Origin of the sequence: Pseudoalteromonas sp. Z9A5, assembly GCF_011378875.1 — a bacterium.
Lineage (GTDB): Bacteria > Pseudomonadota > Gammaproteobacteria > Enterobacterales > Alteromonadaceae > Pseudoalteromonas.
Genome location: NZ_WTLC01000019.1, coordinates 26,723 through 51,405, shown reverse-complemented (window position 1 = coordinate 51,405; position 24,683 = coordinate 26,723). Strand labels below are relative to the sequence as shown.

The following is a 24,683-nucleotide window of genomic DNA, read 5'->3' as shown; positions in this document are numbered from 1 at the left end:
AGAACCAAAATGCTTAACTATAAGAACAACTTACCTATTATTTTTATACTGGGTTGCTTCACCGCGCCTTCAATAAGCCAAGCTTCGCAAACCGATCTTGATTTTAGACTGCGTTTTGAAAGCGTCGATCAAGAAAATGCATTAAAAGATGCAAGCGGCTTAACACTTAGAACCCGCTTAACGCATCAAACAGATGAGGTTAATGGTTTTTCAGGTCTAATTGAAGTAGAAGACACTCGCAGCCTTTTTGGCGTAGATGATTACAACAACACAGTGGGTAAAAATACCGATTACTCAGTTATTGCCGACCCCGAAACCACTGAAATTGACCAAGGCTTTGTTAAATATGCCCGCAGTGGTTTATCGCTAAAAGTAGGACGCCAAGTAATAGCACTTGATGGGCAACGCTTTGTTGGGCACGTAGGTTGGCGCCAAGACAGGCAAACTTTTGATGCAGCAAGCCTCAACTACGCATTTAATAACATAGATTTACAATACAGTTATTTAAATAAGCGTAACCGCATATTTGCTGACGATAAAGACATTAAATCGTCCGATCATCTAATTAATGCCAGCTTTACAACAGACTACGGTAAAGTGGTTTTATACAGTTACTTATTAAGTGACGATGCACTACAAGACGACAGTTTAGACACTTATGGCGTTTCTTTTAACGGTAATAAAACTCTAAACGACATAACGTTTTATTACAAAGCGGAGTATGCAACGCAGTCTGCATCAACAAGCGTGAGTGATTTTAATGCAGACTACTATGTACTTGAAGGAGGTGTTGATATTAATGGGTTGGGCAGTGAGCCCATAACATTTAAAGTTGGCATCGAATCACTGGGCTCTGACAGTAGCGATTACGGGTTTGCAGCACCGCTTGCCACGTTACATAAATTTAATGGTTGGACAGATACGTTTTTAAACACACCCGCACAAGGCTTGGACGACACTTACATAAGCTTAAACGGTAAAGCGTTTGACGGTAAATGGCTGGTGGCATATCACAGTTTTGATGCCAATGAGCAATCAAATGGGGTTGACGATTTAGGTCGTGAGCTAAACGTACAATACATTAAACCTATTAATAAAACCTACTCTGTGGGTGCTAAATACGCTGATTACTCAGCGGGCGATACCGCTGCTAATAAAGTCGATACCCAAAAATTGTGGGTATGGATGAGCGCTAAATTTTAATTTTTTGCATTTTTCCCCTTAATTTAAAATGATACTTGTGATTACTCGGTTCTATTAACGCGTATTACCTTTGTGAATATGGGTAAATGCGTTAATAAAAACCGAATAATTTACTTTTATACGGTTTTAGGCTGGGCGGCGAAGCCTATGAAGTGTAGTTACTTTTTTGTAAATAACCGACAACGCTGCATAAATGTTAAACACGCCCAAGTAAAATAATACAGGAGAAGTTACTCAGCCCATTAAGTACAAATATTTATACCGCAGTTAAATAGCCTCACTTGACGAGCCTTCATCCAAAAAAACAATATTACTAAATCACCATAATACGATTGTGATTGTTTGGTCTATTTGAATCCTCGGCCCATTATTACACATAACAAAAGTTTCTTTTTGTTTCACACTGCCTTTACCTTTCATTATCTTTCAATTAGTATGGATTTAACATGTTTTATGTTAATTTATTTAATCATTGGGGAAATATATGAAATCTATAACTACATCACGTATTTTTATACTCTTCGCTATTTTATTCTTTTCTACAATCGGCATAACAGAAAAAGTACACGCACAATCAGAAGATAAACAAAGCCATATTTTTGAGAAACTTAACAATGGATTAGCAAAAACACCTCCTATGGGGTGGAGTAGCTGGAATCAATTTGGTGTTGAAATAAATGAGAAACTTATTATTGAAACAATAGATGCAATGGTAAGTAATGGAATGCGAGACGCTGGATACATTTACGTTAACCTCGATGATGGGTGGCAGCAAGATAAAGGAAAACGTCAAAATAAAGCCTTAGATTACGATAAAGAAAAATTTCCAAGAGGAATAACGTTTTTATCTGAATATGCACATAAAAATGGCATGAAGCTAGGCATCTACTCTGGACCAGGTGAAACGACATGCGCTGGGTTTTCTGGAAGTTTGGGCTATGAGAAACAAGATGCAGATATGTTCGCTTCATGGAATGTTGATCATTTAAAGTACGACAGTTGTTGCTCTCATAAAGATGCGAGTAAACAAGAATTAAAAGAAATTTTTTATAAAATGTCTAAACCATTAATTGATAACCCTAAAGATATTGTATTACATGCATGTCATTGTGGATGGGAAGATATTTGGGAATGGGCAGGTGATATAGGCGCAAATCACTGGAGAATAGGTCAAGATATATCGGATGATTTTGATTACCCAGAGAATAGAGAAGATTACTATTTTGATGTTCTTGACATGCTCGATAGAGGCGATGGCTTAGAAGAATTTAATAAGCCTGGGCAGTGGAATGATTTTGACATGTTAGTGGTAGGTCTCAATGGCGAGAGTAAAGAGCTTGTGGGTGCTGGTGCATCGAATATTGAATACCGTGCGCACTTTAGTTTGTGGTCTATTTTAGCAACGCCGTTATTAACTGGCACAGATGTCAGAAACTTAGATGCTTACACTTTAGAAACCCTGACAAATAAAGAAGTAATTGCTTTGAATCAAGATCCTCTTGGGAAACAAGCAAAAACAGTTAAAAAAACGGGTAAGATACATGTTTTAGCAAAACCAATGTCAGATGGTAGTTGGGCAGTAGCTATGTTGAATCGTGGAAGTGAAACCCAAAAAATATCAATTGATTGGAAGCAAGATCTTGGTCTTGATTGGGATGAAGTACATGTACGTGATTTATGGAAACATAAAGATATGGGGTCATTCTCAACAAATTACGATGATGAGGTTATTTCACATCAAGCAGTTGTGCTAAGAATTTATCCTGGTAAGTAAAATTAGCATAAATATCTTTATTATAATTAGTGTGAATAATTGTATAGCGGCGTATATACGCCGCTATATAAGAGCGGTTTTATAGCTCTAATTGGTAATTTCTAATATAGCTCGCATCTGTTTTATATTAGAAATTTCATGCGTATTAATATACCCGTTTAAATAAAGTTATCGCGCAAAAAAGCTAATAAAAATCAACTGCTCACACTTACCATCTTCCAATTAAACTAAGCCTGAAGTGGAATTTAATTTATTAATTCCACATTACAATGCTGCCCGTCCCCAAAGTGTTTTAAAATATTTTTACTGCGTAACAAATTGGTGCATACAATGCTATTTTGTGGTGCTTTACAAACACTCCGCATACATTAACTCATTGATAATTAATGTTAATATATGCATGGCTTGCATATTGCTTTAACAAAGTTATAACAAATAACTAGACTTAAGTTTAGCTATAAGTAAAGCAATGTCGGTTTAAGGTGAGTAAATGCTAAGCAAGCAGCGTGTTGTAGTGGTAGGGAACGGAATGGTGGGGCATCATTTTGTGCAGCAGCTGGTTTCTCAAAATCAGGGTGATAACCCATTTGAAATTACGGTATTAAGTGGAGAAGACCGCTTAGCGTATGACCGCGTGCAACTATCGTCTTTTTTTAAAGGTAAAACCGCAGACGACCTCGCTCTTACATGCAATAAAACCTATGACGATTGGCAAGTACGCTTTCATACTCACTCTAAAGTGGTTGATATAAATCGTGATTCGCAAACTGTAAAGACCGCTAAAGGGGAGCTGTTTGAATACGACAAGCTGGTGCTTGCTACCGGCTCATTCCCATTTGTGCCGCCTATTCCTGGTAAAGATCGCGAGCATTGCCTTGTGTATCGGACCATTAACGATTTACACGCAATAAAAAACTCAGCCCACGGTAGTAAAGTAGGCGTGGTAATTGGTGGTGGTTTATTAGGGCTTGAAGCTGCAAATGCATTAAAGCAACTGGGTTTACATACTCACGTAATAGAATTTGCACCGCAACTTATGGGCGTACAAGTTGATGCGGGTGGCGGTCGGTTATTAAAAAACAAAATTACCGATTTAGGCGTTACTGTACATACATCAGTAGCAACCGAGGAAATAGTAGAAGGTGAAAGTTGCCGTTACAAAATGTGTTTTAAAGGCGGTAAAACCGTTGAAACCGACATGATTGTATTTTCTGCAGGGATTCGCCCTTATGACAATTTAGCCCGCGAGTTTAATTTAGATATAGGTGAGCGCGGCGGTATTGTAATTAATAACCACTGCCAAACGAGCGACAAAAACATATACGCTATTGGCGAATGTGCACTGTGGAATAACTTTATTTTTGGCTTAGTGGCACCAGGTTACGCCATGGCTAAAATAGCGGTTGGACATATTTTACAAGATGTCCAAAAAAGTACGCAACAAGCCATTTCTTCAAATAACAAAGCAGATGAATTTAGCGGTGCTGATATGAGCACCAAGCTTAAATTAATGGGCGTTGAAGTAGGCTCTATTGGCGATGCACATGCACGCAGCGAAGGCGCAATAAGCTATTACTTTGAGGATCAACTCAATGGCATTTATAAAAAAGTAGTCACTAATTCACAAAGTAATAAGCTGATTGGCGCCGTACTTGTTGGCGATACCAGCGATTACGATAATTTACTGCAATATCATTTAAACGACATTGAACTTACCACCGCTCCCGAAGCGCTCATTATGCCCCTTGCTGGCGACATAGCAGAGCTAAGCGCCGATGACTTGCCTGATGACGCTATTATTTGCGCTTGTCATAAAGTAACTAAACACACCATTGAACAAACAGTCGCTAAAGGCTGCATAGATTTGGCAAGTGTGCAGCAAAGCACCAAAGCCAGTACAGGCTGTGGTGGTTGTGAAAAGCTTGTTCAAAACGTAATAAGCAGCGCACTCGCTAAAGCAAGTAACACTATTAACGTAGTTACCCTTAATGAGCCTGTAAAACAGCCCGCATAAATTAAAGCACACTAATTAAAGCACATTAAAAGAGAGCAGTATGGCAACCGCAAATACGTCACCAACTATAAATAAAACGAGTTTAAAACAAACAACATGTGCTTACTGTGGTGTAGGGTGTGGTGTTGATATTTCACTTTTTAATAATGTGCCAACCAAGCTTGAAGGCATGCGAGAGCACCCCGCAAACTTTGGTCGTTTATGTGTAAAAGGCACGCATTTACTCGACACAACAGGCAGTGATAATCGCTTAACGTCGCCGCTTATTAATAATAAAGCAGCCACGTGGGATGAAGCCACCGACCACGTTGCCAATAAATTTAACGACATAATACAAAAGCACGGACCCGATGCTGTGGCTTTTTATGTATCGGGGCAGTTACTTACTGAAGATTACTACATCGCGAATAAATTAATGAAAGGCTACATAGGCTCAGGCAATATTGATACAAATTCGCGCCTGTGTATGTCATCTGCTGTGGCAGGTTACAAACGCGCTTTTGGTGAAGACGTAGTGCCGTGTACCTACGAGGATTTAGAGCAAACTGAGTTACTTATTTTAATTGGCTCTAATGCCGCATGGACGCATCCTGTTTTGTATCAGCGAATGGAGCGTGCAAAGCAACTTAACCCAAATATGAAAGTGGTGGTTATTGATCCGCGTAAAACTGACACCGCTGAGCTTGCCGACACATTTTTAAATATAAAACCAGGCAGTGACGCCGCACTTTATAACGGCTTACTTAATTATTTAAATGAGTATAACCACCTCGACACGCAATTTATTGCTCAACACACAAACGGCTTTGAAAGCGCACTGCAAGAGGCACAAAAGTGGAGCTGTGAGGCAGTTAGCGACTTTTGCGATATAGCAATTGAGCAAGTAACTGAGTTTTATGCGCTATTTGCTAACAGCCCAAGTGCGATTAGCTTTTATTCAATGGGTATAAATCAGTCAAGTTCGGGTGTAGATAAATGCAACGCCATTATTAATGCGCATTTAGCCTCAGGTAAATTACTTAAACCAGGCAACGGTCCGTTTTCGATTACGGGGCAACCCAATGCGATGGGTGGGCGCGAAGTAGGTGGTTTGGCTAATCAGTTAGCGGCGCATTTAGATATTGAAAACGAAGCGCATCAATCACTTGTGCAACGTTTTTGGCTCTCGCCAACTATTGCTAAAAAAGCAGGCAGCAATGCCATCGATATGTTTGATGAAATAGCCGCAGGTAAAATAAAAGCAGTGTGGATAATGGCAACAAACCCAATGGTGAGCTTGCCCAATAACGCCGCTATTAAAAAGGCATTAGAGACCTGCGAGCTGGTAGTTGTATCTGACTGTATTGCAAAAAGTGATACATTAAAATTTGCCGATGTTGCTTTTCCATCAACCGGATGGGGCGAAAAAAACGGCACAGTAACCAACTCAGAGCGCAGAATATCAAGGCAGCGCCCGTTAGTAGCGCCTTATTCAGGAGCTAAAAACGATTGGCAAATTATGTGCGATGTTGCTAAAAAAATGGGCTTTGAAGGGTTTGATTTTACAGACCCAAGTGGCATTTTTGAAGAATGGGCACAATTAACCGATTTTGAAAATAACGGCAGCCGATTGTTAAACCTCTCAGGTTTAGTTGGGCTCACACAAAATCAGTATGATAATTTAAAACCCATTATGTGGCCTGTTGTTAAAAACGAGCCTTATAAAAACGGTCAGGTTTTTACAGATAACCAATTTAGCACCGCTGATAAAAAAGCGCGTTTTATACCCATAACGCCGAAATTACCTGTGCAAAAAACATCAAGTGATTACCCGTTTGTAATGAACTCGGGTCGTATACGAGACCAATGGCATACTATGAGCCGCACGGGTAAAAGCACTGCGCTTTCATCGCATATTACACGCCCGTACATTGAAATTAATCCGCTTGATGCCAGTAAATTAGCAATAAAACAAAACGATTTAATAAGTGCAATTGCCCAAACAGGGCAGGTTACCGCGCATGCAAAAGTAACCGATGCCGTGCGAAAAGGTGAATGCTTTATGCCTATTCATTGGAACAAGCAATTTGCGTCATCAGCAACAGTAAGTGGGTTGTATCAATCGGTAGTTGACCCTCTATCTGGTCAGGCTGAGTGCAAACACGGCGCTGTTAATATAGTTAAAGCACCCTTTGGGCAATATATGCAGCTGTTTGCTAAAAACGAACTAGTTATAAGCAGTGATTTTTGGCTCAAAGTTAATGCAAGCAATTGCTTTAATTACCAATTGGCGCTTAATGAACCACAAAGTGATTTACTGTATTACTGCCAAACCTTAACTGGTCTAAAAGGGCAATGGTCGGCTATGAATACGGCAAAAGCCATGCATGTGCAGTGTATTCAAAACGATCAATTAGCGTTTGTTGGTATTATTTCTAATGAGCAAAAAGAAATATCACTTGAGTGGATAAACCATTTATTTGCAGAGCCATTACTGACCTTTACACAGTTACAGTCTTTGCTTTATGCAACTCCCGATGAAGAATTTACCCAAGGTGCACAAGTGTGTAGCTGCTTTAAAGTAAGAGAGCAGCCAATTATAAACGCCATTAAAAACGGTGCAAACACAGTCGAGCAATTGGGGTCTGAACTTAAATGTGGGACGAACTGCGGTTCGTGTAAAACACAATTAAGCCAATTAATAAAACAACATTACAAAGCAGGTTCTAGCAGCATTGATGTTGCGGTTGTAATGTAAAGAAAAAAGGAAGCATATGCTTAATGATCAATTTGGTCGGCAGTTTAACTATTTGCGCCTCTCAATAACCGATGTATGTAATTTTAGTTGTAGTTATTGTTTACCAAACGGGTATCAGTGCGATACGCCGCGTAATTTTTTAAATAAAAACGAAATTAGCACGTTGGTAAATGCGTTTGCAGAGTTAGGTACCAAAAAAGTGCGTATTACAGGTGGCGAACCATGCTTACGAAGCGACGTAACCGATATTATAAAGCTCTGTAAAAATACACCAGGTATAGAAAAAGTAGCCATTACTACCAATGGATTTAATTTATTAAAGAAAATTGATGAATTTGCTGAAGCAGGGCTTGATGCGCTTAATGTCAGTATTGATAGTTTAAATCCGAGTATGTTTAAACTCATAACAGGGCACGACAAACTTAACCTTATTTTAAAAGGGATTGAACGCGCGGTAGAGCTGGGCATAAAAGATATAAAAATAAATGCAGTGCTTGCCAAGCAGTTTAATAAAAACCAATTGAAGGATTTTTTAGCGTGGGTAAAGCACCACAAAGTTACGGTACGCTTTATAGAATTAATGGAAACCGGTGACGGCGCAACCTTTTTTGAAGAAAACCACTTAAGTGGGCAAATGGTTAAAGCACAATTACTCGACCAAGGTTGGTTACAAGTAGTTAGAGGGAAATTAAATGGACCCGCTGAGGAATTTTGTCATCCTGATTACGATGGTCGTATTGGTTTAATAATGCCGTACAGTAAAGACTTTTGTAAAAGTTGTAATCGCTTAAGGGTGTCGGCGCTGGGTAAATTACACTTATGCTTGTTTGCCGAGCAAGGTATAGATTTACGCGAACTGCTAAACGAGGATGATACTGCAGCGACCGTAAAGGCAATTCAAGCTGCTATGGGCAATAAAGAAATAAGTCATGAGCTAGATAAACGCTTAACAGGTGCGACAACTCACTTAGCCATGTTAGGTGGCTAATATGGGAGTTGATGTGAATAGTCATATAGAAGCTGATATAAAATCTAATATAAAAGTTAAGCGAGATTTTACAGGCGTTGTGCTTGCTGGTGGTAAGTCATCAAGAATGGGCACAGACAAAGCCGATTTAGTTTTAAAAAATAAAACGCTATTGCACAATGCGTGTGATTTATTAAAAGACGCAGGCGCTAAAAACATACTGATAAGCCGCAATATTACAAATCCAGTCAAGTCATCGAGCCATTACTCGCCGAGCGATTATCCCTCAGAAAAGTACGTTAAAGATATATACCCAAACAGTGGACCCCTTGGCGGAATTTACTCAACATTAATAGCCACCGATCACGATTTACTTATTACTGCGGTAGATATGCCACTGCTTACGAGTAGTTTGTTAAGCACAATAGTGCTGGCTTCTCAGACAAATAACGTACAAAGTGTGAGCAATCAATTAAATCAGTCACAAATACATGCTTGGCACTTTGAAAATGAACCGCTACCGCTGTATATTCGTAATACAAGCAGTGTAAAAAATCATTTAAAACACATACTCACAAACGCAAACAGTCATAAATCAATAAAACAGTTTACCCAAAGCATTGGTGTGCAAACGCTTTTATGTAATAAAGCGCATGCATTAATAAACACCAATACACCGGCGCAATTTAAAGCTGTAAATGAGCATTTTGACCTAAGCATTAACCAATTGAGAAGAACATTATGAGCCACACAAGCGATACACAAATACCTCTAAACATTGCCGTACTTACAGTAAGCGACACGCGCGATGCGATTACCGATACTTCTGGTCATTACTTAATTAAAGCGCTAACTGAGGCGGGTCATCACTTAGCGGATAAAGAAATTGTAAAAGATGATGTTTACCAAATGCGCGCTATTGCATCGCAGTGGATAGCCGACGACACGATTCACGCTATTTTAGTGACTGGTGGTACAGGATTTACCGAACGTGATTCAACACCTGAGGCATTTGCGCCGCTGTTTGATAAAAGCGTAGACGGCTTTGGTGAGCTATTTAGACATATATCGTACGGTGAAATTGGTAACTCAACTATTCAATCACGTGCACTGGCAGGGCTTGCTAACAACACCGTTATTTTTTGTATGCCAGGCTCTACAGGCGCATGTAAAACAGCGTGGACAGGCATTATAAAAGATCAACTTAACTCAATGCATAAACCGTGTAACTTTGCACCGCACATTACCATTGGTAAAAAGTGTGAATCGCGTGAGCAATAGTATGTTAAGCCACGTTGACGAAAACGGCCAAGCTAATATGGTTGATGTATCGCTCAAAGACGTAACCCTGCGCGATGCCTCAGCTGAAGCCTTTATTAGCATGAGCAAGCTTGCCTTTGAACAAGTAATGCTTAATCAAAACAAAAAGGGCGATGTGTTAGGCGTGGCACGTATTGCGGGTATTCAAGGCGCTAAAAAGTGCGCCGATTTAATCCCGCTTTGTCATCCGCTTGCACTTACTAAAGTAGCTGTTGATTTTGAACTTGATGAAGCAAACAGCCAAATTAAAATAACCAGCTACTGCAAACTTGCCGGTAAAACTGGCGTAGAAATGGAAGCGTTAACAGCGGTATCTGTTGCTGCGCTTACTTTGTTTGATATGTGTAAAGCAGCCGACCCATTAATGGAAATAAGCGGCATGCGCGTTACTCAAAAAGCAGGGGGCAAAAATGGCAGTTGGCAGCGCGATTAATCCAAACGATGCTATATCTAGCGCCGGAAAAGTAGAGTTATTGTTTTTTGGGCAACTAAAAGAGCGGTTAAAGTGCAGTAAATTAAGCCTTGAGATTACGCAGCCGCTTACTATTTCAGAGCTTAAATTAAGATTAGTGAGCCAATACCCGCATTGGCAACCGTGGCTGGAGGAGCGTGAGCTACTTGCAGCGCTTAACCAAACTATGTCATCAAGCGACGAAATAGTGAAAGCAGGGGATGAGCTTGCCTTTTTCCCGCCGGTTACAGGTGGTTAATGAGCATACATATTCAAGTACAAACCGATGATTTTAATGTAGGTGACGAGCACAATGCGCTTTGTAGTAATAATAAAAGCGATGGCGCTGTTGTCACCTTTACAGGTTTGGTAAGAGAGTTCAGCAGTGGCGATAACGTTATTGCACTTGAGCTTGAACACTACCCTGGTATGACCGAGCAACTTCTTCAATCTATTGCAGAGCAAGCACAAACTCGCTGGCAATTGGCGCGAATATGCATTATTCATCGCGTTGGTTACTTAGCACTTGGCGAGCAAATTGTATTTGTAGGCGTGACCAGCCGCCATCGCCAAGCCGCGTTCGAAGGCGCACAATTTATAATGGATTATTTAAAAAACCACGCCACGCTTTGGAAGAAAGAGCACTTTAAAGACTCATCAAATTGGGTTGAGTTTAAACAAAGTGACAAACAAGCGCTGGGCAAGTGGGAAGGGTGATAAAAATATTTAATTATTTACGTTCAGTAAAGGCTTCACAGCTCGATAATAAATAACTTATGTAACTCTCAGTTTGCGTGTGAAGTCTGCGTTTTTCGTGTTATAAATCAGCAATATTAGATTGTTAGCTCGACCCAAGTCTGGAAGACATATGCGCACATCAAAAATGTTATACTTTACAATATTATTACTTGTTCTACTTTCAGCTTTTCTTGCTGTATGGGTATATGATTTAAAAGAAGGTAAAGATTTACTAAGCTTTACCATATCAACAGTAAGCTTTTGTATAGCCGTATTAGCTTTATTTATTACTGTTAGAACATATACATCAATTGATAGTGTAAATAACATTAGTAAAATGGAAGGTAACATTTTAGATAATGAAAATTACGTAACCTCACTTCCAGAGTTAATTAATCAGTTTAAGTCCCAAGATGAAAATACACTAGAGAAAGAAATTTTTGACTCTATTGAGCATAAACTAAAAAAAGAGTCAGAAACCGCCGTTCTTTTTGCCGATACCCTTCAGTATATAATTGACCTAATTGTTTTATTTCCAGCTGTTTTTAATGCATCAGAAACTAACAAAGTGCTTTATAAAAAGCGTATGGGTACAATTTTGTCAGAAGTTGATAGGCGCTGTGAAATATTGCACTCGGTGAGTAAAGGTAATTCAATTCAAATAACGGAAACAATAAAGCTATTTAAAGCTGTTGTTTCTTACCAAAGTTTTGTGGCTGATGATAATTTTAATATTCATGCAGACTTACTTCATGTGAGAGGTCCAATTCTTCGTAATCCAGTGACAAAAACCATTTACCATAATTACCTAGGTTTGTATTACAACAAAAAAGGCATGCATTTATTACGAGAGTCGCTAAATATGAACTCTGTAGATATTTTGTCGATTGATGGTTTAGAGTTGGCTCAAAAAAATATTAATACTATAGAGCCATCAATACTTGAAGAAGTAAGTATGTATCTTAAATCTGCCGCTGAGCAGTTTGATAAAGCACTTAGAGTATCTAGCGAAGATGTTATGTGGCCTGGTTTTATTAATTACAATAAAGCTCGAACGGTGTATTTTTTAGCTTTACTATCAAGTACAGAGCTTAATTGGTTAGATATTCTCGACGAAGCAATAGAGTCTCGCAGCAGGTTAAACCGATTAATTGACGAAATTTTGATGATAGACAGATCAAAACCAGACGATATAGTCAGTACACATTTAAGAGAATTTTTTCTGTATCAAGAAGAGTTAGCACGTACAGTGAAATTAAATCTTTTACTGTCGGATAATTTAACCAGACAAAATAATGCGCCTATTTTATATAAAGGGATTAATATCTCTGATATCTCAAACGAAAAGCTCGCGGATTTATTTGTTCCGATACAAAAGTTTTCTACAGTAAGTACTTATCAAGAAAAAATTATAAACAGACTAAAGGAATAATCCTATCTTACGAATTTATAAGTTTAAATAAAGTAGAGTTTAGGGTTTCTGTAAATAGTGGGTATAACCTTTGCTGTTATAAATATACAAAATAAGAATATAGTAAATAAGAATTATAAAAAATAAAAAATCTTAAATATTTCACTTAATATCCTGCATATTTAAGATGTTGAATAGAAAAATCGTTACTGATAAAATGCAGCCGATTGATTAAAAATAGTGTTACAGGCAATAATTAAATCTTACATTTAAGATTTAATAATGGAAATTTAATTACATAGGATGTCATTATGAAAACCCTTCTATCTATACTGCTTATCACGGCCCCATCATTAGTATTTGCAGCCGATTCAGCGACAGAGGAAACATGTAAAGTAAGAGATGTTGCATCACTTAATTACATGGAAAATATAAAATCTTCTGAAGATGTTGATGTAGGTGCTATATACCAAGAAAAAACGGAACAGTTATTAGCTTTTGCTAAAACTTATAAATTAGAAGACTTTAAAATTATAAACCAAGATGCATCTGTTAGTTCTAATTGCTGTGGTAACTATGGTTCGCAATTAAACATGAGCTACTCTGTATCTTATAAGCCTAGCTATAGCGCTTTTACTGCACTTCATAAGCATAGTGGTTCAGGTATAATATCAACTTATCGAGTTGGTTTAGAATCTTGCGAAAACGATTAACTAAGCTGTCTATATAATAGTTTACTGAGTTAATCAGTAAACTAATTTAATTAAAGCTTTGCAAGCATTAAAGCTTTAGCTCCCAGCCATCATTTTTTAAAAAGTATTGTTGTAAAAGATTTACTAAGCTTTGAAGAACGGGACCCGATGCTTGGCTCCTTGAAACCACGCATCCTACAGGAGTTAGCCAACCGCCTTGTTCATGTGTAACGGGCAGTGTTATAACTTCACTTTGATTTAAATGCTTTTGAATTGCCATCTCTGGTACAAGTGCCCAGCCAATTCCTTGGGTTACTAGGTCGACAAGCGTCTGATGTGTATTTGCATACCAAACCCTAGAACTGATTGCGTAGCTAAACCATAACTCTTTTTGATTAAGGCTGCGATGAACACATTGCCTATGGGCTTTTAAGTCACTGCTTGTTACAGACTTTAGCGTTGCGAGTGGATGCACTGGTGATGAAATCGTTAAAAACCGAGCTTGCCCCAATAGAAAAAAATCCATATCTACCTTTAGCTCACCATCACTATATATGATACCTAGTTGTGCTTTTCCTGTTTTTACCAGATTTTCTATATCGTATGTTGTTGCAGATATTATCTCAAAATTAGTAACAGGGAACTGATCAGCAAGTGGGGTAATCACTTTTAAAATATCTTGATTATTTAGGCTTTCATCTATAGCTATAATTACTTCATGCTCATAATTTTGTGCTAATGCATCTACTTTTTGATCAAAATATTTTTGCTGATGGAGTATAGAGTATGCAATTGGTAACAATGCTTTACCGTTACTTGTTAAGTTGGGTGTATTTTTATTACGCGTAAACAATGTTTGATTAATCGCTATTTCAAGATTAGAAATAGCTTGGCTAATTCCCGATTGTGCACGGTTTAGCTTTCGGGCTGTTGCCGAAAAAGATCCTGTTTCTACCACTGTTACAAAAATTTTTAGTTGCTCAAAACTATACATACCATTTAACTTAAAAATGAGTAATTATTTGCCCATCTTATCACTAAAGGTGATGGCTGCTAACTTTGTAGATAATTAAATTATGTCATGATGATTTCTTTAATTATTTGGCATAAAGAGGTTGGTTATGAGTTCAAAGATGGGGGCGTTGGAGCGGGTATTACAGGCTATTTTATTTGAGGTATTAGCGGTAACGTTATCGATTATTGGTTTGGCTGTATTTACAGATCATGCAATATCGGCTTTATCGGGCACCATGATTATAATTGCAACCATTGCGATGTGTTGGAATTTTATTTTTAATTGCCTTTTTGACAAAGTAGCAACTGGTGCAAAAGAGAAGCGCTCATTATTATTTCGTATTTTTCATGTGCTTTTATTTCAAGGAGGATTACTCGTTTTTACCATTCCTGTAATGGCGTACATTTTAAACGTTGGCTTATGGGAAGCATTAATAATGGATATAGGCGTAACTTTTTTTATTACAGTTTTCGCATTTGCTTTTAACTTAATCTATGATCATGTGCGGGCTAGTATTTTACAATCAAAAAAATTAGTACATACAAATTTGATTGATAGTTAGTAGAGCTTAATTAACTTAACTTTAGTTGTTTAAATTACCTAAAATATGATTTTATAAATCGTATTTACGCATTCATCTATATTAGTAAAAATTTTTTAGATGCCACTTACCACGCATGAAAGAATCATTATGAGTGTAAGTGGCGTGTAGATTTTTAACGGATTAAAATAACCGTCTTTAATTTACTTATTTTCTTGGCTCACCAAATCAGGCATTAAATTTAGCCTGTTATGGATAGCATGATGGATGAAAGATAACTTAGTTCGCACCGCTTGAGTTAGTACAAATGGGTAGGCATCGGCAAGTCCCATGCTGCGATTTAGTGAATTTAGAATAATCGAAAATTCCATCCAAGTATCTAAAATAGCATCAATCGATGTTTGTGAATTAAAGTAATAAGCACTTTGTGGCAATCGAAGCTCGTCTGCTTCATCTAATTCAAACTCATTACCCGTTGTTGAGCCTGTAATTGAAAAGTTTTTGGCTGTTTCTAGCGTATCGATAATATGCATGTAATGCGCCCATGTTTCTGCCCAGTCTTCATAGGGGTGCATAGTAGCGTATTCACTAATAAAGGTTTCATGCCAGTTAGTTGGCGCACCTTGCTTGTAATGAGTATCGAGCGCTTGCTGGTAATCTAATTCGTCATCACCAAAATATTGCTTACATAAAGTATGTTTTTTTGGTGAATTTGCAATTAGTTGATCAAAATAATAATGACCAAGTTCATGGCGAAAATGACCAAGTAAGGTACGATAACGCTCGCCCATTGCTATTTTAGCTTGTGAGCGTGCTACGTCGTCTGCCTCGGCTAGGTTTATAGTGATATGCCCGCAATCGTGTCCTGTAAATACAACGTCTTGACCTATAATAGGGCTTACAAAGTGATCGCTTACGTTACGGTCTGCTATAAAATCGAAGCTTAATCCGCTTTCAGGTTCTTGAATCGTTGTATTTAAAGGGAGTGATAATGATTTTAATGTATACAAAGCGCGACGTTTTGCTGTCTCCATTTTTTTCCATAATGGAATATGTTCAACAATACTTAAATCGGGCACCGTTTCATTAAAGCGGCACGAAAAACACAGCACTTCGTCTTTATCGGCAACAGGTATAAATGTGTCTAAATTAACCATACCATTGCATACGTGATACTGAGCGTTGTTATCACATTTTTTATAAAAAACGTCAGGCGCTTCTGCTTTGTAAAACAGCCCCGATTGTTCATCGATTTCATACGGTTCAACTTGGTCGAACTCGTCGTCTATACCCACGGTTCTGCCACAAGCCAAACAATGGCTGCTTTCAAAAAATAAAATAAGTTGATCTGTGCAATTACATTTAAATGTTTTCATATGTTACCGAATAAAAAGAGACTGTATAAACCACTTTTAGTTAGCGTTATGCTATTTGAGGATAGTAGTTAAATCCTTTTTAATAGTTCAGACTTTTTGATATTAAATTCATCATCACTAAGCGCATTAGAGTCGCGAAGTTGTGCCAGCTTTTCAATAATTTGAAGTGTTTCGTCTACCGAATATTGCGCTATTGTATTATTAACAGGTGCTTCAACTTGATTTGGTGTTAATGATGCAAAATTCGGCTGCGTTACTTGCTGTGTAAAGTCTTTTTGAGGAGCCGGTGGCGTTTGTCCTGAAATTAATGGCAGGGTATTTACATTAATTGTTCCCCACTGACTGTTAAATGTAAGAGAGGTATTATTGCCTTGCTGTTGGCTGACTCCACCAATATTGTGATCTAGCGTGTCGTATACGCTCACTTGTCCATTTAATTCAACGGCTAAGCGATTAGGGAAAATAGCGTAGCGAATATTATTTTGCGCTCCACTACTGAATGGGCTGCCTAAATTACCTGGCCACCATTGATTGCTGCCAGGCGTTCCTGCAGGAATAACCGGAAATATTTGATTATTATTTAATACATTAGCGAGTTCATTGCATAAGTTATCAACGGTTGATTTTAAGCCGTTATTAAACATATCGCCAACCATAGTCATTCCGCCGCGCATCCATTGACCAGAACCACCAAGCTCTGGGCAATTAAACTGAGCCATAGAACCACCGCCGTTATTAACGCTTACTAACATGTGTAGTACTGCATCGTGGCTGAGGTTATAACGAGATGCTATACCATTAACTAAGTTTTCACCGACATCCGTTAACTTTTGCATAAGAAAATATCCTATTAGGTAGATTGGGTTGATTTAAAAAATCTGAAAATACGCTAGTGCTGCATTACCTTTAGCATTGATGATAATGAAAAATTAACAGGTTAGTGGGATGTGTTGGTTTTTCAAATTGGACGTGTTCTGTTTTGTTTGAAATTAAAACACACCGCTGCAAAACTAATCTTTAAAACAAGCATCTTTGTATTAAAAGTTGCTTGTTTTATCTCATCGAGATTGTTAGTTTTGCTGTAACGTAAGCGGTTAAAAATCGATCTAGTATAGCACCGTTACTTACTTTAACAGCAGCTTTATTGTGAACTATTTCTTACTATTTAATGATTATTTTTAATGATTTTTAAACTATAAATAAATACTTTTAATTATACCCGTTTAGCGTTATAAATAACGGAGTAAGTATTTTAAAAAATTAACATTATTTGTTTTATTTCAATATTTTAAATTAACTAGTTTTAATTGTAAGTTATTTTTAAGCACTATTTTGGTGCATTATCTGCACCATTAAAAATCTAAAATTGATGGTATAAATTACACTAAGTTTAATATTTACAGAGTTGGTGTGTTTTTTCTATTAATTTGGTCAAAACCTTTATGCACGGCGTTGCTTTGTGTATGAGTCGGCAAATGGATGAGGAGCACTAATTTATAAGTTTGCTGGTATAAAAATTGCACAAGTTGAATTAGGCCAAGTAATATATTTTAGCGTTATATTGTGGCTATACATTATTAAAGGGGAATTAATAGATGACAATTACAGTTGGAATTTCGCACCATACTCAGTATAAATACGATCGGTCAGTCAATATGGGACCGCATATATTCCGATTACGTCCAGCGCCACATAGCCGTACAAAAATTAAAAGTTATTCTTTAAAAATAGTTCCAGAAGATCACTATATAAATTGGCAACAAGACCCTTTTGGTAATTACCAAGCGAGGGTGGTGTTTAACAAGCCTACTACCGAATTTAGTTTTACAGTTGATTTGGTCGCCGAACTAACGGTTATTAATCCATTTGATTTCTTTTTAGAAGATTACGCCGAAAACTTCCCATTTGTTTACGATGCTATTTCAAAGTCAGAACTTACTCCTTATTTAAAAAAACGAAAAGCCAGTCCAAAATTTAAAGAATTAATTGAGTCTTTAAACCCTAAAGAGCCACTTAGAAGCGTTGATTTTTTAGTGGCTGTTAATCAAGCTATTTATGAATTAGTTGGCTATGGCATTCGGCTAGAACCCGGTGTGCAAACGGCAAACGAAACAATAAGTAAAAAAACAGGTTCGTGTCGTGATTCTGCTTGGTTGTTAGTACAACTGTTTCGTCATTTAGGGTTAGCATCTCGATTTGTATCGGGCTACCTAGTACAGCTAACCTCAGATCAAAAATCACTAGATGGTCCAAGCGGTCCAGAAGAAGACTTTACCGATTTGCATGCATGGACCGAAGTGTATATTCCGGGTGCAGGTTGGATAGGGCTTGATCCTACCTCGGGTTTATTTGCTGGTGAAGGTCATATTCCTTTGGCGTGTACGCCAGAGCCAAGCTCGGCAGCGCCGGTAACAGGCGGTATAGACGACTGTAAATCTGAGTTTAGTTTTTATAATAAAGTAACGCGTGTACACGAAGACCCACGTGTTACTAAGCCTTATTCTGAGGCGCAGTGGGCGGCAATTAACCGCTTAGGTCAGCACGTTGATAATGTTTACAATGAAGAAAACATACATTTAACTATGGGTGGCGAACCTACGTTTATTTCTATTGACGATATGGAACATCCTCAGTGGAATACTGATGCCGATGGTAAAGAAAAAAGAATATTAGCTCAAAATTTATTTGTAGAAATGAATAAAGTATACACAAAAGGTGGCTTTACTCATTACGGACAAGGTAAATGGTATCCGGGTGAGCCATTACCACGTTGGCAATATGCGTGCTATTGGCGCAAAGACGGCGAGCCTTTATGGCAAGATGCTGCACTATTAGCCGATCCTAATAAAGATTATAAATTCGATCATACCGATACTAAAAAGTTTGCTGATAAACTGTGTGACTCACTTGGTCTTGAAACCAAGGCACTTACTACGGCTTATGAAGATATTTTATATCACATGTGGCAAGAAGCCTCATTACCTACCGAAATAAAGCCAGATCAACCAGAACTTCTCCATGCAATGAGCCGAAAAGGCTTTTTAGCTAAAATGGATAAAGGCATAGAAAAGCCTGTTGGCTATGTTCTACCTTTAAAATGGAACGATAGTAAAAACTGTTGGCAGTCGTGTACGTGGGAGTTTAAACGGGGTCATTGTTTTTTATTACCGGGTGAATCACCACTTGGTTATCGCCTACCTTTAGACAGCCTTGAGTGGAGCGGCAATATTATTGACCGCGACCCGTTTGATATTCCAGAAAATTTTACCAAAGCTAAAAAGCTTAAAAAGGGCTTTATTGGTAAAGAAATGGTTAAAACTGCGCTTGTAATGGAAGTGAGAGAGGGGCGTTTATATATATTTATGCCACCAACAAGTCATTTTGAACATTACATGGGTTTAATAAGTAGTATAGAGAGTGTGGCTAAAGAACTTAAAATGCCGCTTGTTATTGAAGGCTATAGTCCACCTAAAGATAGCCGCGTAGAAAAATACGCTGTAACGCCAGATCCAGGTGTTATTGAAGTAAATATTCATCCTTCAACATCGTGGGATCAATTAGTCAGTCGAACCACAACGCTATATGGTTTAGCAAAAGAATGCCGATTAGGTACCGATAAGTTTATGGCAGATGGTCGCCATACTGGTACTGGTGGTGGTAACCATGTAACGCTTGGTGGCGAAACACCTGAGCAAAGCCCATTTTTACGTAGACCTGATATTTTAAGAAGTTTTATTACCTATTGGCAGCATCATCCTGGTTTGTCGTATTTATTTTCGGGGCTTTTTATTGGTCCTACAAGCCAAGCACCGCGAGTGGATGAAGCCCGTGATGAAGTTTTATACGAGCTAGAAATTGCTTTTTCGCATATGCCCGAAGGTGAGGTGCCTGAGCCTTGGTTAGTTGATAGGCTACTGCGTAATTTATTAGTGGATTTAACGGGTAATACACACAGAGCAGAGTTTTGTATTGATAAGCTCTATTCACCCGACTCAGCCACAGGTCGTTTAGGGATTGTAGAATTTAGAGGCTTTGAAATGCCTCCACATTCACAAATGAGTTTAGTGCAAATGCTACTGTTGCGTACTTTACTTGCTTGGTTTTGGAAAAAACCTTACCACAAGCCATTAATACGTTGGGGTACAGAGTTACACGATAAGTTTTTATTACCACAATATGTAGAAAACGATTTAGCTGAAGTAAGCCGCGATTTACAACAGGCAGGTTTTCAATTTCAGTTAAGTTGGTTAAATCCATTTTTTGAATTTAGGTTTCCGGTATGTGGAACGCGAGAACTTGATAACGTTACACTTGAGCTTAGAACCGCAATCGAGCCTTGGCATGTACTAGGCGAAGAGGCAAGTGCGTCGGGTACGGCGCGCTATGTAGATTCGTCATTAGAAAGAGTACAAATAAAAGTACAAGGAACAATGAGCGATCGCTATGTTGTAACGTGTAATGGTCGAAGAGTGCCGCTTAAACCGGTTAAAGGTAAAGCAAAAGATGAAATGGTCGCGGGTATACGATACAGAGCTTGGCAACCACCTACAGCGCTTCACCCAACTATTGGCGTACATGCTCCATTAGTTTTTGATTTAATCGATACGTGGGAAGGTCGTTCAGTTGGAGGCTTTGTATATCATGTGAGCCATGCTGGGGGTCGTAATCCTGAAACGCTACCGGTTAATGCATTTGAAGCTGAAGGGCGCAGAGTTGCAAGATTTTGGGAGCATGGGCATACACCATCGTTACTTGCATCAGCAGAACCAAGCTGGAGCCCATCGGCGGTTACGCATAGTTTTCAATCGGCGCAAAGTGCAAGTGAATACGTGGTACCTGATGAAGAAAGTAGTAATCCTGATTATCCAAATACCTTGGATTTACGCAGGCAGCCTAACTTTAAATAATAATTGATAGTTGTGTCATTCCACTTTGAAATTATTTAAAGTGGAATGACTAAATATTTTTAAAGCATCATTATGAACACGGCTATTTACTATAAATTGGAGCGCTTTCAGCTTGTATATTAACAATAACGCGATGCCGGAATTGCCTGAGTGGTTGTCTTTATATCTTGATAAATCACATGGACATGATGAACTAGCAAACCACAGTGGTTTAAACCCAGACCATTGGGATACTTTATTTAAGCGTTTAGCTAGCCTAACAGCAGATGATGTTAGTAGCCGCGCTACAGAAATTAGCCAATTGCTACAAAATGGCAATATTAAAAATGAAAGCAATAAGCAGTGGCATTTCGACCCATTGCCATTTATGTTATCTAAAGCTGATTGGGCATTGCTCGAAGAGGGAATAAAACAGAGAACCCTTTTATTAAATAAAATTCAGCAAGATATTTACGGTGACCAAACATTATTAGTTGATGGTCATATTCCTGCAAAGCAGCTTTTTCAAGACCCTAATTACTTACGCGAAGGTTTTAGTTTACCTAATAACGAATTAACACTCTTTTTTACTGCACTAGATGTTTACCGCACGCCAACAGGCGAATTTAAAGTACTGAGCGATCACTGTCAGTGCCCGTTAGGCTTAGGGCTATTAATTAAAAGCCGTATTATTGCAAGGCGTGTAATGGCTGAAGAATTTGCCGAATGTAATGTTCAGCAAATTAAAGAGTTTTTAAACCTATTCCAAGAGGGTATTAATGAATATACCCACTATATGGATGACCCACGAATTGTAATCCTTACCCAAGGAATTGATGACCCTAATTACAACGAGCATGCATTCCTATCTACCTACTTTGGCTATACATTAGTACAAAGCGCCGACTTAACCGTACGTGGTGGTGACGTTTGTTTAAAATCGTTACAAGGCTTGGGTAAAATTAATGTCATTTTACGCTGGGTTTCTGATCGTTGTATTGACTCTTTAGAGCAAACTGAATATTCACTTCATGGTATTCCGGGCTTATTACAATCGGTACGACAAGGGTCGGTTAAGGTTTTAAACCCGTTTGGTAGCGGTGTGCTCTCGTCACCTTCAATAAAGTGCAACTTAGAAAAGTTATCGCAGCAAATTTTAAAGCAACCGCTGTTGTTAGGTGAGCCAAATTATTTAAGTGTAAAAGAAGCGCAAGCTGTTGATTGGAATAACCTCGAACTACTATCTGCTATAGACCCTACACTTAAGTTAGATGGAGTGCTAGACGAGCAAGAAATAAAGCTACTTATTAGCAAAGAACCCGATAATTACTTTTTCCAAGAAAAACCTTCTTTTAGCAGTGCACCATTTTGGCATGACGGGCAATTAATCTCCAAGCCAGTGGTGTTTAGATGCTATGCATTAACCACAGAAAATGGCGTAGAAGTACTTCCTTCAGCACTGTGTTTTTCGAACGAAAAAAGTAACAACCCGAGAATATCTGGTTGGATCAAAGATACATGGATAAATACAGCCGATAGAGTTGATTTAGGCGAGCATAATCCACCGGTGCCAATTAGAAAAAGAATGGATGTAACGCTACTCGAAGGGGTTATTTCGAGCCGTACGGCTGAGCACCTTTTTTGGTTGGGTCGATACTTAGAACGCTGCGAAAACACCATACGTATATTGCGTATTTTTATAGACAAGTATACAGAGTTTTCTGTTTACCCAGATTCAATACGAAAAAGTATAGTTGCACGGCTTTCTAATGCCATTAGGTCGCAATATATTGTTTATCCCTATATAGAACCTGATTTAAAACTAGATGGCATTGATGTAAATCTGTCTAAAGAAACTGCTTTTCAACTCCTTGCAGACGAGCAATGCGCTGGCAGTATTATTAATACATTAAAGTACATTGCTAATGCGTCGGTGCAAATTCAAGAATTACTATCTCATGATAGCCGCCGAATAATTGATGATATTAATGAGCAAATTAAAGTATTTAAAAATGTAAATATTAATATTCCAACGCGTGCAATGCAAAGCAGCCTAGATAGAGTTATAGGCTCAATTATGGCTTTTAATGGCTCGATTACAGATTGTATGCCAAATAGTAACGGCTGGTTTTTACTCGAAATGGGCAGAAGAGTAGAGCGTAGCTTACAAATAACATCACTAAGTGCGGCTTTATTAACCAAAGAGTTAGACGAGCCCGAAGAGCTTGGCTTACTTGAAGCAGTGCTAAGTTGCCAAGTTAGTTTAGTTACGCATAAGCGCCGATACAGAATGTATCAAACCATTGGTACAGGGCTTGAGTTATTACTTTTAGATGCTGAATACCCACGTTCTTTATTATTTCAGTTAGAGGAAATTAATAAGTTGTGTAAGCATTTACCCACAAAACGCAGACAAGGCGTAATTGCGGCACACGAAAAAGCAATTTTACTTTCTAAAACAAGTTGTTATGTAACTGAGAAAGATTACCTACAAAAAAGTGAAAATGGACAACGTAACCAGTTAATCGAATTTAACCATAATACGCGTATGAACTTAGATACATTTTGTGATGTATTACTACTACAGTATTTTTCTCATACCCAAACGGCAAATAAATTGAACTGGACTAATATTGAGCAAGCTCAATCGTGAAATATAAAATAAAGCACTCGACTACATACAACTATTCAGACTTTGTTAGTTTGTGTCAAAACCAAGCGCGATTAACGCCAAAAACGAATCGCGGGCAAATATGCCACAGTAGTCGTGTAGAAATTGAACCTACACCGACTTACTTACAAACATTTACTGATTATTTTAATAATCAGGTAACAGCGTTTGAAATAGCAATACAGCATAAAAAACTTAAAGTAACGATGATCAGTGAGGTAGAGCTGTTAGTCGGCGCTAATAGTAATTTAGAGAGTGTTGATATTGCATGGCGAAAAGTACGTGATTTATTGGTTAAACCAAATACGGCGGAGTTATTAAAAACGTCTGAATTTGTACTACCTTCACAACTTATTCCAATAGATAAAGGAATTAAGGAATACGCATTAATTTCGTTTGATGCACACAAAAATATAATTTCTGCATGCAAAGATTTAATGGCACGAATTTTTCATGAATTTCATTATGATCCTGGTTTTACAACGATTAGTACGCCTTTGAGCACTGTTTTTGCACAAAAAAGGGGCGTTTGCCAAGACTTTGCACACTTTGCGCTTGCATGCTTACGCAGCGTAGGGTTAGCAGGTCGATACGTAAGTGGGTACATAGAAACCATGCCGCCAGAAGGCGAAGAAAAGCTAGAAGGTGCAGATGCAACTCATGCATGGTTTGCGGTATTTGTGCCAAACTTTGGCTGGGTTGATTTTGATCCAACAAATAATGTTTTACCTCGCGATCAGCATATTACTCTAGCCGTAGGGCGAGACTTTTCTGACGTAACTCCTTTAAAAGGAGTGGTATTTGGTGGCGGTAGTCAATTGCTTGATGTAGCGGTTGATATGATTCGAATGGAATAGGCAGTTTAACTACGTCATATATTATGATGG

The 24,683-nt window shown here is 38.2% G+C and carries 19 protein-coding genes; 16 read left to right on the top strand and 3 right to left on the bottom strand.

Translation table 11 applies throughout. The features are described from left to right. The first annotated feature begins 9 nt into the window (after window positions 1–9). From GQR56_RS11435 to GQR56_RS11380, 12 genes are all read left to right on the top strand, one after another. Window positions 10–1,203, top strand: a complete 1,194-nt coding sequence (locus tag GQR56_RS11435; protein WP_166111456.1) for an alginate export family protein — start codon at window positions 10–12, stop codon at window positions 1,201–1,203. 637 nt (window positions 1,204–1,840) lie between these two features. Then, window positions 1,841–2,977 (top strand): glycoside hydrolase family 27 protein, encoded by a 1,137-nt coding sequence (locus tag GQR56_RS11430; RefSeq protein WP_206018156.1) that lies wholly within the window; start codon window positions 1,841–1,843, stop codon window positions 2,975–2,977. A gap of 490 nt (window positions 2,978–3,467) precedes the next feature. Continuing rightward, window positions 3,468–4,991 carry an FAD-dependent oxidoreductase gene (locus GQR56_RS11425; protein ID WP_166111450.1) on the top strand — a complete coding sequence of 508 codons (1,524 nt, stop codon included), beginning with the start codon at window positions 3,468–3,470 and terminating at the stop codon, window positions 4,989–4,991. 40 nt (window positions 4,992–5,031) lie between these two features. Continuing rightward, on the top strand, window positions 5,032–7,728 hold the full coding sequence (locus tag GQR56_RS11420) for a nitrate reductase (protein WP_166111447.1): 2,697 nt from the start codon (window positions 5,032–5,034) through the stop codon (window positions 7,726–7,728). Window positions 7,729–7,744: 16 nt separating this feature from the next. After that, the gene (gene moaA, locus GQR56_RS11415) at window positions 7,745–8,716 is read left to right on the top strand and encodes a GTP 3',8-cyclase MoaA (RefSeq protein WP_024609785.1); all 972 of its coding nucleotides are present in this window, start codon (window positions 7,745–7,747) and stop codon (window positions 8,714–8,716) included. 1 nt (window position 8,717) lies between these two features. Further along, entirely contained in the window at window positions 8,718–9,440 is a 723-nt protein-coding gene (locus GQR56_RS11410; protein WP_050581964.1) for a molybdenum cofactor guanylyltransferase, read from the top strand. Then, window positions 9,437–9,976, top strand: coding sequence for a molybdenum cofactor biosynthesis protein B (gene moaB, locus GQR56_RS11405; RefSeq protein WP_024609783.1), 540 nt, complete (start codon window positions 9,437–9,439; stop codon window positions 9,974–9,976). Before GQR56_RS11410 ends, moaB begins: the two co-directional genes overlap by 4 nt. Before the next feature lies 1 nt (window position 9,977). Next, window positions 9,978–10,448 (top strand): cyclic pyranopterin monophosphate synthase MoaC, encoded by a 471-nt coding sequence (gene moaC, locus GQR56_RS11400; protein ID WP_024593775.1) that lies wholly within the window; start codon window positions 9,978–9,980, stop codon window positions 10,446–10,448. Continuing rightward, window positions 10,426–10,725 carry a MoaD/ThiS family protein gene (locus GQR56_RS11395; protein WP_166111444.1) on the top strand — a complete coding sequence of 100 codons (300 nt, stop codon included), beginning with the start codon at window positions 10,426–10,428 and terminating at the stop codon, window positions 10,723–10,725. The genes moaC and GQR56_RS11395 overlap by 23 nt, the downstream gene beginning before the upstream one ends. Further along, window positions 10,725–11,183: a molybdopterin synthase catalytic subunit MoaE gene (gene moaE / locus GQR56_RS11390; protein WP_166111441.1), complete on the top strand. Its 459-nt coding sequence runs from the start codon at window positions 10,725–10,727 to the stop codon at window positions 11,181–11,183. Before GQR56_RS11395 ends, moaE begins: the two co-directional genes overlap by 1 nt. 151 nt (window positions 11,184–11,334) lie before the next feature. Further along, window positions 11,335–12,636, top strand: a complete 1,302-nt coding sequence (locus GQR56_RS11385; protein ID WP_166111438.1) for a hypothetical protein — start codon at window positions 11,335–11,337, stop codon at window positions 12,634–12,636. Window positions 12,637–12,926: 290 nt separating this feature from the next. After that, window positions 12,927–13,328, top strand: coding sequence for a hypothetical protein (locus tag GQR56_RS11380; protein ID WP_166111435.1), 402 nt, complete (start codon window positions 12,927–12,929; stop codon window positions 13,326–13,328). Between the two features lie 67 nt (window positions 13,329–13,395). On the opposite strand, the gene GQR56_RS11375 is transcribed toward GQR56_RS11380, so the two are convergent. Beyond that, entirely contained in the window at window positions 13,396–14,301 is a 906-nt protein-coding gene (locus tag GQR56_RS11375; RefSeq protein WP_166111432.1) for a LysR family transcriptional regulator, read from the bottom strand. A 127-nt stretch (window positions 14,302–14,428) separates the two neighbouring features. Between GQR56_RS11375 and GQR56_RS11370 the strand changes: the two genes are divergently transcribed. Continuing rightward, window positions 14,429–14,884 carry a PACE efflux transporter gene (locus tag GQR56_RS11370; protein ID WP_206018155.1) on the top strand — a complete coding sequence of 152 codons (456 nt, stop codon included), beginning with the start codon at window positions 14,429–14,431 and terminating at the stop codon, window positions 14,882–14,884. A 182-nt stretch (window positions 14,885–15,066) separates the two neighbouring features. Here the strand turns inward: GQR56_RS11370 and GQR56_RS11365 are convergent, their stop codons facing one another. After that, window positions 15,067–16,239, bottom strand: coding sequence for a putative zinc-binding metallopeptidase (locus GQR56_RS11365; protein ID WP_166111429.1), 1,173 nt, complete (start codon window positions 16,237–16,239; stop codon window positions 15,067–15,069). Window positions 16,240–16,307: 68 nt separating this feature from the next. Beyond that, the gene (locus GQR56_RS11360; RefSeq protein WP_166111424.1) at window positions 16,308–17,075 is read right to left on the bottom strand and encodes an SHOCT domain-containing protein; all 768 of its coding nucleotides are present in this window, start codon (window positions 17,073–17,075) and stop codon (window positions 16,308–16,310) included. A gap of 759 nt (window positions 17,076–17,834) precedes the next feature. Between GQR56_RS11360 and GQR56_RS11355 the strand changes: the two genes are divergently transcribed. The 3 genes from GQR56_RS11355 (at window position 17,835) to GQR56_RS11345 (ending at window position 24,653) form a co-directional block, all read left to right on the top strand. Further along, window positions 17,835–21,146 carry a transglutaminase family protein gene (locus tag GQR56_RS11355; RefSeq protein ID WP_024611322.1) on the top strand — a complete coding sequence of 1,104 codons (3,312 nt, stop codon included), beginning with the start codon at window positions 17,835–17,837 and terminating at the stop codon, window positions 21,144–21,146. Window positions 21,147–21,258: 112 nt separating this feature from the next. Then, window positions 21,259–23,778, top strand: coding sequence for a circularly permuted type 2 ATP-grasp protein (locus tag GQR56_RS11350; protein WP_166111421.1), 2,520 nt, complete (start codon window positions 21,259–21,261; stop codon window positions 23,776–23,778). After that, window positions 23,775–24,653: a transglutaminase family protein gene (locus GQR56_RS11345; protein WP_024590933.1), complete on the top strand. Its 879-nt coding sequence runs from the start codon at window positions 23,775–23,777 to the stop codon at window positions 24,651–24,653. The genes GQR56_RS11350 and GQR56_RS11345 overlap by 4 nt, the downstream gene beginning before the upstream one ends. Window positions 24,654–24,683 lie beyond the last annotated feature (30 nt).